The sequence below is a fragment of the Pantoea sp. K16 genome (assembly GCF_048452805.1).
Taxonomy (GTDB): Bacteria; Pseudomonadota; Gammaproteobacteria; order Enterobacterales; family Enterobacteriaceae; genus Pantoea; species Pantoea agglomerans.
This window is the reverse complement of the sequence record NZ_JBLWNV010000006.1, coordinates 134,871-149,977: the sequence shown is the minus strand read 5'-3', so window position 1 is coordinate 149,977 and position 15,107 is coordinate 134,871. Positions and strand designations below refer to the sequence as shown.

Genomic DNA, 15,107 nt, shown 5'->3' with positions numbered 1-15,107 from the left:
GGCAGGGTATCGCCTTCTCTGGCTGACCACATCACAGGAATCATAAAATGAAAAAATGGATTGTTGCCGCTGCGCTGGCTTCGCTGGCACTTACCGCCCAGGCAGCGGAAAAGATTCGCTTCGCCGCTTCAGCGACTTATCCGCCGTTTGAATCCCTGGATCGGGAAAATAACCTGGTGGGATTCGATATCGATCTGGCCAAAGCGCTGTGCCAGCAGATGAAAGCGGAGTGTACCTTTACCAACAATGCTTTCGACAGCCTGATCCCGTCACTGAAGTTCCGCCGCTATGACGCGGTGATTTCCGGCATGGATATCACCACTGAGCGCAGCAAGCAGGTCGATTTTACCCAGCCTTATTACGCTAACTCCGCCATCGTGATCGCCCGTAAAGGCCAGTTCAGCAACTTTGCTGAGCTTAAGGGCAAACGCATCGGCGTGGAAAACGGCACCACTCACCAGAAGTACCTGCAGGATAAGCATCCGGAAGTGAAAGTGGTGGCCTATGACAGCTATCAGAATGCGATTCTGGATATGAAGAGTGGCCGGCTGGATGGCGTGTTTGGCGACAGCGCAGTGGTGAATCAGTGGCTGAAGACCAATGCGGATCTCGCCACTGTCGGTGAACATGTTACGGATGCGGACTACTTTGGCACCGGTCTCGGCATTGCCGTGCGTAAAGGCAATACGGCGCTTCGCGATCAGTTCAATCAGGCGCTGAACGAACTGAAAGCCAACGGCAGCTGGCAGCAGCTTAATCAGAAGTGGTTCCCGGAGTAATTACCGGCTGAGGCAGCCTCTGCCGATGCTTTCCCGGACTCGTGCTGACGGCGGGTTAACAGCGTCAGCACTTCAAAATGGGCGGTGTGGGGAAACATATCGAACAGTTGCACCTTCGTCACCTCATAGGCGCTCAGTCGGGCAATATCCTGCGCCATGGTCTGCGGATTGCAGCTTGAATAGAGCAGATAATCCGGAGCCATCTGGCTGAGATAGTCACACAGCGCCTCACCAATTCCACGACGCGGTGGATTAACCAGCACCAGCTGCGGCACCGCGTCGCGTCCGGTCGTAAACGCCGTAGAATCCAGCGCCGCAAACTGCACTTTTTCCAGCCCCAGCATCTCAGCGGAACGCTGGGCGCATTTAATCGCCTCGGCGCTGATCTCAATGCCCGTCAGTTCCATCTCCGCTGTCGCGCAGTGCAGACCAAAACCGCCCACGCCGCAGAAGAGATCCCACATGCTGTTGACCGGCAGCGCCCTGACCCAGTCGCGCGCGGTGGCATAGAGTGCGCTGGCAACCTGCGGGTTGGTCTGGAAGAAGCTTTGCGGGCGGATCCACAGCGGCACGCCGTTGAAGTTCTCTGCCAGCGACTGCGCGGGCGTCAGCGCAATCTCTTCTTCCCCCTCCAGAATCGCCATATGCACCGGCTGAATATTGGCAGAGATCACCGCCAGCTGCGGCAGTTGCTGTTGCAGCCACGGCAATGCGGCGCGCAGCTGTTCCAGTTTCGCGGTTGAACGCAGGACAAAGCGCAGCATCACGCCACCCTGCTGGCTTTCGGTTATCAGCAGGAATTTGAGTTCGCCGCGTTTGCGCGCCACGTTATAGGGCGTCAGTCCGGCACGGGCGATAAAGGGCTTAAGTGCAGCAAAAACCGGCTGGAAGCTGGCGGGATAGAGCGGACAATCGCACAGATCCACAGCTTCACCATCACGATGGATTAATCCCAGCACCGGACGCTCTACGCTGCCACTCACCACCATTTTGGCTTTATTACGAAATGCCTGCTGCGGTGAGGTGACCGGCGGCAACCAGGCAGCGACCGGCTGCTCAGCCAGTAACTGTTCCAGCATCGACTGTTTGTCGTTCAGCTGAGTGGGATAGGGTTTTTCCAGCCACTGACAGGAGCGGCAACGGTTAGCGTCATAAAGCGCGCAGTGCATGGTAAAGCCTTAACGATCGGGTCGGGCGGAGCGCGATTGTATCATCGCTTCCTGAAAAAAGCGCGGCTGCTGGCAGGCAGAAACAGCAGCAGGAGCACCAGCAGATCGGGGATTTTCTGCGACAGGGTATGGTGGATAATCTGGACGTTGTTGTCGCCATCAATGCTGAAAATCTCGGGGTAGATCCAGCCCAGCGAGGCGACCAGCATATAGCTGAGCACAATCACCTGAGTCGCCACATAGCCCCAGCGTCCACGGTTACTGCCGCGCATCAGGGTAAAGGCGCAGCGCAGTTCGAACAGGAAGATCAGCTGGCTGGCGACAAAGATGAGTGTCGCGTCCCAGGACTGGGCGCTGCGGTGAACAAAATTGGCGAGTTCACTGTAACCCAGCTCGTTTGCCAGCATCAGGACGCTCAGGCAGCGGGTCGCAATAATAGCAATGCCCGCAACCGTCACCGGAACCGGCGCGATTGAAAGCGTGGCACTGCTTTTGAAGATTTCTGACATAGTCCGTGACTCCACCTGATCGAAAAACGGGCCGGTCAGACCGGCCCGTTCATATAGTGGCAAAGGTTACGGATTTCAGCCACGTTTAGCTTTCTGAATATCGCTTAAACGTTGTTTTTCTTCGTGTGCCATCACCCGCCAGGCGATAAAACCCACTAAACCAACCACAAACAGGATCAATGAAGCCAGCGCATTGATTTCCGGGTTAACGCCGCGTCGCACGGTGGCGAAGATCGCCATCGGCAATGTGGTGGCACCCGGCCCGGTCACAAAGCTGGCGATCACCAGATCGTCGAGTGACAGGGTAAACGCCAGCAGCCAGCCGGTCACAATAGCCGGTGCAATCATGGGCACGGTAATCACGAAAAAGACCTTCAGCGGCGTTGCGCCTAAATCCATCGCCGCCTCTTCGATGGAGCGGTCCAGCTCACGCAGACGCGAGTTAATCACCACGGCCACATAGGCGGTACAGAAGGTGACGTGGGCCAGCCAGATGGTCAGCATGCCGCGTTCACTCGGCCAGCCAAAGGCGTTACCCATTGCCACAAACAGCAGCAGCAGCGACAGACCGGTGATGACGTCGGGCATCACCAGCGGCGCGGTCAGCATAAAGGCAAAACCGTTGTGGCCGCGGAAGCGACCAAAGCGCACGATAATCACCGCCGCCAGCGTGCCCAGTACCACCGCCATGGTGGCGGAGAGACCGGCAATGCTCAGACTCAGCAGAACGGCGTCAATCATCGCGCTGTCCTGGAAGAGCACCCTGTACCAGTGGAACGAGAAGCGCTCCCACACCGTCACCAGCGGTGAGCTGTTGAAGGAGTAAACCACCAGCAACAGCATCGGCGCATAGAGGAACAGGAAGCAGCAGACCAGAATACCGGTACGCCAGGGTGAGCGAATGGTTGGCAAATTATTCATGCCTTCTCTCCCATTTCACGGTTTTGATGCTTATGGAACCAGATGATCGGCAGAATCAGGATCAACAGAATGATAACCGCCAGCGCGGAGGCCACCGGCCAGTCGCGGTTGTTAAAGAACTCCTGCCACAGGATACGGCCAATCATGATGCTGTCCGGGCCACCCAGCAGTTCAGGGATCACGTACTCCCCCACCGCCGGGATAAACACCAGCATCGATCCGGCGATAATGCCCCCTTTTGTCAGCGGGACAATCACGCTGAAAAAGGTCTTCAGCGGACGCGCACCCAGATCCAGTGAGGCTTCCACCAGCGAGTAATCAATGCGGGTCAGCGCGGTGTAGATTGGCAGCACCATAAACGGCAGATAGCAGTAGACGATACCGATATAGACCGCTGTATTGGTGTAGAGGATCACCAGCGGATGATCGATTACCCCCAGCCACAGCAGGAACCGGTTCAGGATACCGTTGTTGTTAAGCAGCCCCATCCAGGCGTAGACGCGCACCAGAAATGAGGTCCACGACGGCAGGATCACCAGCAGCAGCAGAATGGTGCGCATGGATGGCTTGCTGTGCGCCACGGCCCAGGCGAGCGGGTAGCCAATCAGCAGACAGATCACCGTGGAGATCGCCGCCACTTTCAGCGACTGCAGATAGGCATCGACGTAGAGCGGATCGTCGGTCAGCGTCAGGTAGTTGCCGAAATTGAGCACAATGCTGAACTGGTCATCAGCCCAGCTCACCAGCTCGGTGTAGGGGGGAATCGCACGCGCAATGTCCGCGAAGCTGATCTTCAGCACCGTCAGAAACGGCAGCAGAAACAACAGCACCAGCCAGACATAAGGCAAGGCGATCACCAGCTTGCGGCCATGCTGCATTTTTATCCGCGTGGCCCAGCGTTGCAGCGGCGTGCCGACCAGTCGGGCAGGCGCTTTGGCGCGTTGGAAAATCTGGCTCATAGCCGCTCCTTAAACCGTCAACACCACGCAGCTGTCGCATTCCCAGCAGAGGCGGACTTCATCACCCCAGGTCGGCAACCCTTTGCGGTAGCGATGCGCGTTTTGCAACTGTGCGCTGATCATCTGTCCGCTGTGCAGACGGACATGGAAGATAGAGAGGTCGCCGAGATAGGCGATGTGGACCACTTCACCCACCGCAAAGTTACAGCCATCGGCAGGCACCTCATCGCACAACATCACTTTTTCCGGGCGCAGTGCGACATGGACCGGAACGTTATCCACCACCGAGACATCGGAGTCGACTTTCAGCGGATGCATCAGGCCGGGACTGTCGATCACCAGGCCATCCGCCTGACGTTCACGCAGTAAGCCTTCGAAGACGTTAACCGAACCGATAAATTCCGCGCTGTAGCGGCTGGTAGGATGCTCGTAGATCTCCTCCGGTTCACCAATCTGTACGAACTTGCCGCGATTCATAATCGCGATACGGCCCGCCATGGTCATCGCCTCTTCCTGATCGTGCGTCACCATCACACAGGTGGCGCCAACACGCTCCAGAATATCGACCACTTCCAGCTGCATCCTGTCGCGCAGCTTCTTGTCCAGTGCCCCCATCGGCTCATCCAGCAGCAGCAGTTTCGGCCGTTTCGCCAGGCTGCGGGCCAGCGCCACACGCTGACGCTGACCACCGGAGAGCTGGTGCGGTTTGCGTTTAGCAAACTCCTGCATATGCACCAGCGCCAGCATCTCTGCTACCCGGCTGGTGATCTCCCCTTTCGGCAGCCGATCCTGTTTCAGACCAAAGGCGATATTCTGCTCCACCGTCATGTGGGGAAACAGCGCGTAGGACTGGAACATCATGTTGATCGGGCGCTGATAGGGAGCAACGTGGGACAGATCCTGGCCATCCAGCACAATCTGCCCGCTGGTTGGCGGCTCAAAACCGGCCAGCATGCGCAGCAGCGTTGATTTACCACAGCCCGATGCGCCCAGCAGGGCAAAGATCTCACCTTTATAAATTGTCAGGCTGACATCATCCACGGCGTGTTGCCCGTCAAAGGATTTGGTCAGATTGCGAATTTCCAGCAGTGGCGTTAACGCCTTTGCGGTTTTATTTTGAGGACGGGGAATGGCATCGTTCACAAAGGTTCTCTCCGGAGCCAGGCGGAACATGGCGACAAAATTTGCCGCTAAAAATGGCACAACAGAGGCCGACACCGCGCCTCTGTTGCTGATACATGACAGGTCAATCCGTTAAGGACGAATTACTTACCACTTTTTACTTTAGTCCATGCGCGCGTACGCACACGATCCAATTTAGGATCCTGGACTTTCAGCACAAACAATTTCGACATCGCTTCTGGCGTCGGGAAGATACCCGGGTTGTTGCGGACGTCGGCATTGATCAGCGGCAGCGACGCTTTGTTGCCGTTGGCGTAGTTCATTTTGTTGGAGACATCGGCGATCACTTTCGGATCCATGATGTAGTTCAGCCAGGCGTAAGCACCATCGAGGTTTTTCGCATCTTTCGGGATCGCCATCATATCGAAGAAGGCCAGTGCGCCCTCTTTCGGTACGCTGTAGCCCAGATGCACGCCATTTTTCGCCGCATCAGCACGGTTTTTCGCCTGCAGAATATCGCCCGACCAACCAATGGCGACGCAGATATTACCGTTGGCCAGATCGTTGATGTACTGCGATGAATGGAAGTAGCGGATATTCGGACGCAGTTTCAGCAGCAGGTCAGTGGCCGCGCCGGAATACTCTTTGGCATCAGAGGTATTGGGATCTTTGCCCAGGTAGTTGAGCACCGTGGCGAAAATCTCTTCTGGGGCATCCAGGAAGGAGACGCCGCAGCTTTTCAGCTTCTCCAGGTTTTCCGGCTTCAGCACCAGATCCCAGCTGTTGACCGGCGCATCAGCGCCCAGTGCGGCCTTGACCTTGTCGACGTTGTAGCCGATACCGGTGGTGCCCCACAGATAAGGAATGGCATATTTATTACCCGGATCGTGCTGCGCCACTTTTTCCATCAGCGCCTGATCGAGGTTTTTGTAGTTAGGAAGTTTGCTCTTATCCAGCGGCTGGAATACCCCGGACTGCAGCTGACGCGCCAGGAAGCTGGAGGATGGCACCACCACATCATAGCCGGTGCTGCCCGCCATCAGTTTGCCTTCCAGGACTTCGTTAGAGTCAAACACATCGTAGACCACTTTGATGCCGGACTGCTTTTCAAAGTTCGGCACGGTATCTGGCGAAATATAATCGGACCAGTTGTAGACGTGCAGCGTTTTATCTTCCGCCATGCTGCTGGCCGATGCGGCCATCAGCGCAGCAGCTACCACAGCTGACAGCCATTTCTGACGTGAGTTGAACATATTTTTCCATCCTCCTGAGCGGGTCATTACAACGCTGCAAACCAGAGATCCCTGCATTGCGTTCTGTACAAGACGTCAGTGACACAATGAATCATTATTCAGCGGGAGTTTAATAGCAAAAACCTATAGCTGAGGCGCAGTTACGCGCCTGTTACAGCCCCGCAAGCATAGCCCCCCCGGTCAGGCTTCACCAGACCCCAGCGTAAAAAACGCCTGAAAGCGATATTTTATGCATGTTTGAGCTATGAGGTTCGGCTTTGATGGCATAAACCACGACTAATATCTGGCGTTAAAGGGCAAAATGCAGAATAAAAAATTATCGCGGCAGCGGATGGCGGGCATAAAAAAGCCGTCTCAGGGACGGCTTAGTGTGTGACCATGTCGGGCTTAGTGCAGCACAGAATGAACGCTGGTCACCGGAACGTGCTCTTCTTCTTCGCCCACGATCAGCAGATTGTTGGCAAAGGCTTCCAGGATCACCATGGAGATCTGCTCTTCACTCTGTTTCATAAAGTGCGAGAACTGACCAAAGGTTAACCCGGCGGTGGTAATCATTGACTGACAGACAATGAGTTTCGGCAGATTATCATCCTGAATGTCGATAAATGCTTTCACCGTCAGCGAACTGGCATTGATCTGCGACAAATCGCCAACCAGTGGAATCAGCGCCGTCGGCTTCACTTCAGCCAGCGCCGAAAACAGAATGACGTTGTCGACCAGATCGATTTTGGCGTCAAACACCCCATCGAAGTTTTGCATGTGCGGCAGATGAAGTGCCTGACAGGCATCGCATTCGAACCAGGTGATATTTTGCTGATCCAGCCAGCGACGCAGCAGGTCGATATCCGGAACGACAAGAGAATCCATCGTAAAATCCCAGTGGGGTGATAAACAGGCGACTTAGCTTACGGAAAAATGCGCGACGATGCCATGAAAACCGCTGAAAAGCGCGTGTCAGCCAGCGGTTTTAGGACGGAGCCCGGGGATGGCCTGCTGCTCAATCCGCTCGATCATCAGGGCGGCGATGTTAAGGTCACTGCTGGTTTCAATGCCTTCAAGACCGGGCGAGGCGTTAACTTCCATCACCAGCGGGCCGCGATGGGCGCGCAGAATATCGACGCCCGCCACTTCCAGCCCGAGCGTAGCCGCCGCTTTCACGGCGATCTGGCGCTCCTGTTGCGTAATGACGACCGGGTAAGCTTTGCCGCCGCGATGCAGATTAGAGCGAAAGTCGCCCTCTTTCGCCACCCGCTCAATCGCTGCCACCACCTGATTGCCAATCACCAGACAGCGAACATCACGACCCTGCGCTTCTTTAATAAACTCCTGCACCAGAATATGGGCATTCAGGCCGCGAAAGGCATCGATAACGCTTTCTGCCGCCTGCCGCGTTTCCGCCAGCACCACGCCAATGCCCTGGGTACCTTCCACCAGCTTGACCACCAGCGGCGCACCGCCGACAAGGGCGATCAGATCAGCGGTGTCATCGGGTGAGGAGGCAAAGCCGGTGACCGGCATGTCGATGCCTTCCCGTGCCAGCAGCTGCAGCGAGCGCAATTTGTCACGGGTGCGGGTAATGGCGGCGGACTCATTCAGCGGATAGCTGCCGCACATCTCAAACTGTCGCAGCACGGCCGTGCCATAAAAGGTAATAGGGTTGCCGATGCGCGGGATAACCGCATCAAAATGGCCCAGCGGTTCACCACAGTAGTGAACCGCCGGTGAGGCGGGATTAATATTCATATAGCAGGAGAGCGGATCGATGATCCGGACCTGGTGGCCGCGTGCGGCGGCCTCCTCACGCAGTCGCCGACTGGAGTAGAGCGTCTCATCACGTGACAGGATAGCTATCTTCATCGCTGCTCTCCCTTACTGGCTTAACGCGTGGCCCAGCCCTGCTGATGCAGATAATCGAGCATAAACGGACGCGTCTCTTTAATGATCAGGCGCTGGATCAGCTCACTCCAGGTTTCGCTGCGCTGGTTGCTGCCGCGCTGCTGATAATAGAGTTCTGTGCGGCTATCGTATTCGGCCAGTACCGCCGGATCCAGCGGCTGATAGCGGTTCTCATGCACCAGCATCGCGTGCGGCATACGCGGTTTGACGTCCGGCTTTGACTCCGGATGGCCCAGGCAAAAACCAAACAACGGCAGAACAAATTTCGGCAGGCCCAGCAGTTCGGTTACTTCCACGATACTGTTACGGATTCCGCCGATAAAGACGCCGCCCAGATCCAGCGATTCCGCTGCGACCATGGCATTCTGACCCATCAGCGCGGTATCGACGCAGCCCAGCAGCAACTGCTCGGCACGACCCAGCTGCGCATCAGGGCAAATCTGCAGGTGGCGATTAAAGTCAGCGCAGAAGATCCAGAACTCAGGCGCATCCGCGACCCAGGTCTGTCCGCCCGTCAGCGTCACCAGCTTGTCGCGCAGGGCTTTGTCGGTGATACGGATAATGGAAGAACACTGTAAAAAACTGGATGTGGACGCCGATTGCGCCGCAGTAATAATCGCTTCACGCTGTGTTTCGCTGACCGGCTGGTCAGTAAAGGCGCGGATTGAACGATGGCTGCACAGTAAATCAATGGTCGGTGTCATAAAGTCTCCAGCAATATTATCTTTTTTTGTCAGTTTGATTAAACAGCTGTGGTGCTATCGCTTTCGCGGTGCGCCACATTAACAGCCAGGCAGCAGGTAGCATCAGAACCACGCCAGCAATAAACAGCACAGTGGCCAGCGTTTTTACATCCGCCTTGTCTGGCAGCGGAAGCCAGTGGTTGATCAGCAGCAGCGCGGCCACGATTAACAGGCCGCCAGCCGCCTCCAGCACCACCACAAACCGGGGTAATCTGGCTACACTCTGCATGATATCCTCCTGCCTTAGCGGCTGACTGAGCGTCAATTATGGTCAACAACCCAAAAATTGCGCGAGATACACGGGCTGCCGGCGCGAAAAAGCCTCTGATTCAGAGGCTTTCTGACCGGGCAGCGATAGCGTGCGGGCATCAGACTAACAGGCAAATCCTGCTTTCCTTAAGCGATACGAGCGGGCATCATGGTTGCCATTCTCTGTTTCATTGTGTGATACACATCACATAATAGTCGCTGCAAGGAGTTCTCAATGATTGCTGTTATTTTTGGTCGTCCGGGCTGTCCCTACTGTGTGCGTGCCCATGAACTGGCCGACAAACTAACCGCTGAACGTGATGATTTTAGCTACCAGTATGTCGATATTAACGCAGAAGGCATTACTAAAGCCGACCTGGAAGCGAGCGCCGGTAAACCGGTCAGCACCGTGCCACAGATTTTCGTTGACGAAAAACATATCGGTGGCTACACCGAGTTTGCGGCCTGGACCAAAGAGAATCTGGGATTTGCCGCGTAAGCGCTGATAGCCGGAATGAAAAAGGCGAGCCAGGATTTTCCTGTCTCGCCTTTTTGCGCTCTGCCTGACACCCACCGCCCGGCACAGTTTAATTGAGTGACGCCATCACTATCTGCATCAACCGCACCAGCAAGGCCCCGCAGCCTGCCCAGAACAGCGCGCTGAGGCTCCATGCGACCACAAAAAGTGCGTTGCTGTGGATAAACAGGCTGCTGTTTAACAGCAGTGCTGCCAGTAGCGTTCCCCACAGTCCCATCAGCAGGGTGCTTTTTAACGGGCTTTCCACCTGCACCAATGCCATCACAATACCAGGCAACATAAAGAGCAGTAATTCGGGCTGACCACGAAGCGGGCCGGGACCGACCTGCCAGAAATGACAGGTAAAGACAAACACCAGACTATACAACACCACGCCGCACAGGCGGGTAGTCCAGAGATAAGAACGCTGCGGCATACCACCCCACTGATTAAAAGTAACCCCGACAATAACCTGCTGATAACCCTGATGCGTTCAGATGGAAATAAAAAGAAACAGTTCGCTGTGGCAACGAATGAAAACAGCCAATGGCTGTGAAAGATATTTGTGATTAGAATAGCGCCGCGGTAAAGGTTCCATTTGCAGTACTGATGCAACAGCACCTCAACGGCCTGCTCACGATAGCGAAAAACAGGCTACTCTTCAATAGGTTACATGTAAACAAGAAGTTAAACAGTGAATATTAACGTCGCAGGATTGTTAAGCGGAAATGACATTTTGTTATTGTTTGTCGTTTTAGCGCTCGGCCTCTGTCTGGGTAAGTTGCGTCTGGGCTCGGTTCAGCTGGGAAATTCGATTGGCGTATTAGTGGTTTCGCTCTTATTAGGCCAGCAGCACTTTACGATCAATACCGATGCATTGAGTCTGGGCTTTATGCTGTTTATTTTTTGTGTCGGCGTCGAAGCCGGTCCCAACTTTTTTTCCATTTTCTTTCGCGACGGCAAAAACTATTTCATGCTCGCCATCGTCATGGTGGTCAGCGCACTGTTGCTGGCGCTGGGACTGGGCAAACTCTTTGGCTGGGATATCGGTCTCACCGCCGGCATGCTGGCCGGGTCGATGACCTCAACGCCGGTGCTGGTCGGAGCGGGCGATACCCTGCGGCAAAGCATCAGCGATCCGAAACAGCTTGGACTGATGCAGGATCAGCTGAGCCTCGGTTATGCCGTGACCTATCTGATAGGCCTGGTCAGTCTGATTTTCGGCGCACGTTATCTGCCCCGTCTGCAACATCAGGATCTGCCCACCTGCGCTCAGCAGATCGCCCGGGAACGCGGTCTGGATGCGGACAGCCAGCGCAAAGTTTTCCTGCCGGTGATCCGCGCCTATCGCGTCGGTCCGGAACTGGTGGCATGGAGCGGCGGCAAAAACCTGCGCGAACTGGGTATCTATCGTCAGACCGGTTGCTACATTGAGCGCATCCGCCGCAACGGTATTCTCGCCAGTCCCGATGGCGATGCGGTGTTACAGCTCGGCGATGATATCTCGCTGGTGGGCTATCCCGATGCTCACGCCCGGCTCGACCCCAGCTTCCGCAACGGCAAAGAGGTTTTTGACCGCGACCTGCTGGATATGCGCATCGTCACTGAAGAGATCGTGGTGAAAAACCACAATGCGGTAAACAAACGCCTCAGCAAGTTAAACCTCACCGATCACGGCTGCTTCCTGAACCGGGTGATACGCAGTCAGATTGAGATGCCGATCGACGACAGTATCATGCTGAACAAAGGTGATGTGCTGCAGGTCAGCGGCGAGGCACGACGAGTGAAAAGCGTGGCGGATCGCATTGGCTTTATCGCGATTCACAGTCAGATGACCGATCTTTTAGCCTTCTGCGCCTTCTTTATCGTGGGTCTGATGATTGGTCTGATCACCTTCCAGTTCAGCAATTTCAGTTTTGGTATTGGTAACGCCGCGGGCCTGCTGTTCGCCGGTATCATGCTCGGCTTCCTGCGCGCCAACCATCCAACCTTTGGTTATATTCCGCAGGGCGCGCTCACTATGGTGAAAGAGTTCGGTCTGATGGTGTTTATGGCGGGAGTGGGATTGAGTGCCGGTAGCGGCATTAATCATGGCCTGAGCAGCGATGGTGCGCTGATGCTGCTGTGCGGCCTGCTGGTCAGCCTGATTCCGGTGATCATCTGCTATCTGTTTGGTGCTTATGTGTTGCGGATGAACCGAGCCCTGCTGTTTGGCGCCATCATGGGCGCACGTACCTGCGCACCGGCCATGGAGATCATCAGTGATACGGCACGCAGCAATATTCCGGCGCTGGGCTATGCCGGGACCTATGCCATCGCCAACGTGTTGCTGACGCTGGCGGGAACGCTGATTGTGATTATCTGGCCGATATTGCCCCTATAAAATTTTTTTGCCTGCGTCCAGAACTTTATTGTTAAGGGATAGTCATAATAAGTGCCACTGCTTTTCTTTGAAATCCCCAAATTGTGGAGCCCGCTGGTCTTTTTCCCGGCGGGTTTTTTTATGCCTTTTTTTCGTCCCTGCCCGTCATTCCCCCCTGATTCGCAACTGCATGTGTCATAAAACTTAAACCGTTACACAACTCAACGGCAGATTAAGAGCCTTTCTATAGACGAACAAAACGGTAAAAAGCAGGATAGACCGCTGTTTAGTTAGCAATTTGTGCTGACTGATTGGGTGAGCGTGCTGTCGCTGACCGTTTTTTTTGCCGCTGTTATCGGACCGGGCTGGCGGGATGCTGCCAGCTGCCGTTAACCGGACTGTCTGCTGAGGAATTTATCCCGAAATGGAAGAGCTGAACCATTCACTGTTTACTGCCATTAATGCCACACCGGCTTCACCCGCCTGGTTACTGCAGCTGGCGACGTTTTTTGCCAAAGATCTGATCGCCATCGTGCCGCTGTTAATCGTGGCGATGTGGCTCTGGGGACCGCGCGATCAGGTGTCTTCGCAGCGGGTACTGGTACTGAAAACCGGTATGGCGCTGATCTATGCGCTGGCGATCTCCTGGTCTGTGGGCCAGCTGTTACCGCATCCCCGCCCTTTCGCTATCGGTTTTGGTTATCAGTTCCTGCATCACGCCGCCGATGACTCCTATCCCAGCGATCACGGCACCACGATATTCACCTTTGCACTGGCCTTTATCTTCTGGCATCGCCTCTGGTCAGGTGTGGTTCTGATGGTGGCCGGTTGCGCTATTGCCTGGTCGCGGGTCTACCTTGGCGTTCACTGGCCAATGGATATGCTGGGGGGGTTCCTGGTGGGGCTGCTGAGCTGTCTGGCTTCGCATCTGGCGTGGCAGTTCTATGGCGAGCGGATGCTGGCGGTAATCAATCCACTCTATCGGTCGCTATTTGCCGTGCCGATTCGCAAAGGCTGGACGCAGGATTAAGAAAGGGACGCGTTAGCGTCCCTGAAGCTGTCGGAAAAAAACTGCACCTGACAGCGGTGAGATCGAGCCTGCGCAGGGAACTGGGTCAGATCGGAAAGACGCAAAAACCGCCATCCATGGCATGCTCGGCCCGCGCCATCCCTGGCGCGGGATGCTTTCCTCTTCTGACCCAGCTCCCTGCGCGCTGAGCTAATGCGTTGCGGTTAGATCCTGTTTTAGAAACAGCGCTCGTCTGAGAGGAACATATCAGCGTCCCTGCTTACTTATGAAAACCACTTCCCGAACCAGCCATTGAATTTCATCATCACGAAATCAATCATCCGGCTGAAGAACCCGCCTTCCGGCACATCCTGCATCACCACCAGCGGCCGCTGCTCAATCGTTTTCCCGTCCAGCTGGAAATCAATGGTGCCGACCACCTGATTCTTCTTCAGCGGGGCTTCCAGCTGCGGCGTAGTGAGTCTGAAACTCGCCTTCAGATTCTTCATCTGCCCTTTAGGGATGGTCAGCGCAGCATCTTTCGCCACGCCCAGATTGACCTGGCTGCGATCACCAAACCAGACCCGCTGCTGCGCAAACGGCGCATCCGCTTTAATCGGCGTAACCGTTTCAAAGAAACGGAAGCCCCATGTCAGCAGCTTTTCACTTTCGCGGAAACGAATCGCATCGCTGGCGGTGCCCAGCACCACCGAGATCAGACGCATATCCCCTTCGGTTGCTGAAGCGACCAGATTATTCCCCGCGCCTGAGGTGTGGCCGGTTTTGACGCCATCAACCTTGAGATTGGTGCTCCACAACAGGCGGTTGCGGTTGATCTGGCGAATATTATTGAAGGTGAACTCTTTCTCTTTATTCAGCGCGTACTCTTCGGGCACATCGCGGATCAGCGCCTGAGCAATCAGCGCCATGTCACGCGCGGTACTGTACTGCCCTTCTGCATCCAGACCGTGTACCGTCATAAAGTGGGTATTCTGCAGTCCCAGCGCCTTCACGTAGTTGTTCATCAGGCCGATAAACGAATCCTGACTGCCCGCCACATAATCCGCCAGCGCAATACAGGCATCATTGCCGGACTGGATCACGATTCCCTTATTCAGCTCATGCACCGGAATACGATCGCCCGGCTTGAGGAACATCAGCGACGAGCCGCGCAGCTTAGGATTGCCGGTGGCCCAGGCATCCTGTCCGACGGTAACCAGGTCATCCGGCTTGATTTTCCCCGCTTTAATCGCCTGACCCACAACATAGCTGGTCATCATTTTAGTCAGACTGGCGGGGTCGAGGCGCTGATCGGCACTGGATTCGGTTAACACCTTACCGCTGGCGTAGTCGATCAGAATCCACGCTTTAGCATCAATGCCTGGCGCGGCGGGAGCCTGCTCAGCAAAAACGCTGACGGGGGCAAGAATCAGTAATGAAGTGGCAGCAAGGTGCCGCAGGCGAGATGTGAAGCGAGTGTTTGTCATGGGCTTGGCCGGATTGTCCTTGTTAAATCGAAATTCCAGGGGCAGAAAATTCTCACTCAAACGCTAACCCTTGACGGCAGCGAAAAAAACCGTCGAATCGTAAAGTTTTTTAGAGTTTAGTAGAGTAACCCT

General features: G+C 55.3%; 16 protein-coding genes. 4 read left to right on the top strand and 12 right to left on the bottom strand.

The genetic code is table 11. The features are described 5' to 3' along the window. Nucleotides 1-47 precede the first annotated feature (47 nt). The gene (locus ACK13D_RS09875) at nt 48-779 is read left to right on the top strand and encodes an arginine ABC transporter substrate-binding protein (RefSeq protein WP_115758268.1); all 732 of its coding nucleotides are present in this window, start codon (nt 48-50) and stop codon (nt 777-779) included. Here the strand turns inward: ACK13D_RS09875 and rlmC are convergent. From rlmC to ACK13D_RS09825, 10 genes are all read right to left on the bottom strand, one after another. Beyond that, a complete protein-coding gene (gene rlmC, locus ACK13D_RS09870; protein ID WP_418796258.1) occupies nt 758-1,948 on the bottom strand; it encodes a 23S rRNA (uracil(747)-C(5))-methyltransferase RlmC in 1,191 nt (396 codons plus the stop codon). The genes ACK13D_RS09875 and rlmC overlap by 22 nt on opposite strands. A 41-nt stretch (nt 1,949-1,989) precedes the next feature. Next, nucleotides 1,990-2,457 (bottom strand): YbjO family protein, encoded by a 468-nt coding sequence (locus ACK13D_RS09865; RefSeq protein ID WP_010254423.1) that lies wholly within the window; start codon nt 2,455-2,457, stop codon nt 1,990-1,992. 75 nt (nt 2,458-2,532) lie between these two features. After that, nucleotides 2,533-3,378 carry a putrescine ABC transporter permease PotI gene (gene potI, locus ACK13D_RS09860; RefSeq protein WP_033771251.1) on the bottom strand — a complete coding sequence of 282 codons (846 nt, stop codon included), beginning with the start codon at nt 3,376-3,378 and terminating at the stop codon, nt 2,533-2,535. Next, complete coding sequence (gene potH / locus ACK13D_RS09855; protein ID WP_010254421.1) at nt 3,375-4,337, bottom strand: putrescine ABC transporter permease PotH; 963 nt, start codon at nt 4,335-4,337, stop codon at nt 3,375-3,377. The genes potI and potH overlap by 4 nt, the downstream gene beginning before the upstream one ends. 9 nt (nt 4,338-4,346) lie before the next feature. After that, complete coding sequence (gene potG / locus ACK13D_RS09850; RefSeq protein WP_010254420.1) at nt 4,347-5,480, bottom strand: putrescine ABC transporter ATP-binding subunit PotG; 1,134 nt, start codon at nt 5,478-5,480, stop codon at nt 4,347-4,349. A 122-nt stretch (nt 5,481-5,602) separates the two neighbouring features. Then, nucleotides 5,603-6,712, bottom strand: coding sequence for a spermidine/putrescine ABC transporter substrate-binding protein PotF (gene potF, locus ACK13D_RS09845; RefSeq protein WP_064690070.1), 1,110 nt, complete (start codon nt 6,710-6,712; stop codon nt 5,603-5,605). Nucleotides 6,713-7,099: 387 nt separating this feature from the next. Then, nucleotides 7,100-7,579, bottom strand: coding sequence for a YbjN domain-containing protein (locus tag ACK13D_RS09840; protein ID WP_022625960.1), 480 nt, complete (start codon nt 7,577-7,579; stop codon nt 7,100-7,102). Between the two features lie 87 nt (nt 7,580-7,666). Then, a complete protein-coding gene (gene rimK / locus ACK13D_RS09835; RefSeq protein WP_111533566.1) occupies nt 7,667-8,569 on the bottom strand; it encodes a 30S ribosomal protein S6--L-glutamate ligase in 903 nt (300 codons plus the stop codon). Between the two features lie 20 nt (nt 8,570-8,589). After that, entirely contained in the window at nt 8,590-9,312 is a 723-nt protein-coding gene (nfsA, locus tag ACK13D_RS09830) for an oxygen-insensitive NADPH nitroreductase (RefSeq protein ID WP_033757105.1), read from the bottom strand. 16 nt (nt 9,313-9,328) lie between these two features. Continuing rightward, nucleotides 9,329-9,580, bottom strand: a complete 252-nt coding sequence (locus ACK13D_RS09825) for a DUF1418 family protein (protein WP_010254414.1) — start codon at nt 9,578-9,580, stop codon at nt 9,329-9,331. Between the two features lie 255 nt (nt 9,581-9,835). On the opposite strand from ACK13D_RS09825, the gene ACK13D_RS09820 reads away from it, so the two are divergent. Further along, entirely contained in the window at nt 9,836-10,099 is a 264-nt protein-coding gene (locus ACK13D_RS09820) for a GrxA family glutaredoxin (RefSeq protein WP_010254413.1), read from the top strand. A gap of 88 nt (nt 10,100-10,187) precedes the next feature. Here the strand turns inward: ACK13D_RS09820 and ybjM are convergent, their stop codons facing one another. Next, nucleotides 10,188-10,553 (bottom strand): inner membrane protein YbjM, encoded by a 366-nt coding sequence (gene ybjM, locus ACK13D_RS09815; RefSeq protein ID WP_010254412.1) that lies wholly within the window; start codon nt 10,551-10,553, stop codon nt 10,188-10,190. 258 nt (nt 10,554-10,811) lie between these two features. Here ybjM and ACK13D_RS09810 point away from each other — a divergent pair, with 258 nt between their 5' ends. Together ACK13D_RS09810 and ybjG are read left to right on the top strand one after the other, a co-directional pair. Further along, complete coding sequence (locus tag ACK13D_RS09810) at nt 10,812-12,500, top strand: aspartate:alanine antiporter (protein ID WP_010254410.1); 1,689 nt, start codon at nt 10,812-10,814, stop codon at nt 12,498-12,500. Between the two features lie 403 nt (nt 12,501-12,903). After that, the gene (gene ybjG, locus ACK13D_RS09805) at nt 12,904-13,509 is read left to right on the top strand and encodes an undecaprenyl-diphosphate phosphatase (RefSeq protein ID WP_010254408.1); all 606 of its coding nucleotides are present in this window, start codon (nt 12,904-12,906) and stop codon (nt 13,507-13,509) included. A gap of 263 nt (nt 13,510-13,772) precedes the next feature. Here ybjG and ACK13D_RS09800 read toward each other — a convergent pair whose 3' ends face one another. Beyond that, on the bottom strand, nt 13,773-14,975 hold the full coding sequence (locus ACK13D_RS09800; RefSeq protein ID WP_010254406.1) for a serine hydrolase: 1,203 nt from the start codon (nt 14,973-14,975) through the stop codon (nt 13,773-13,775). Nucleotides 14,976-15,107: the final 132 nt, after the last annotated feature.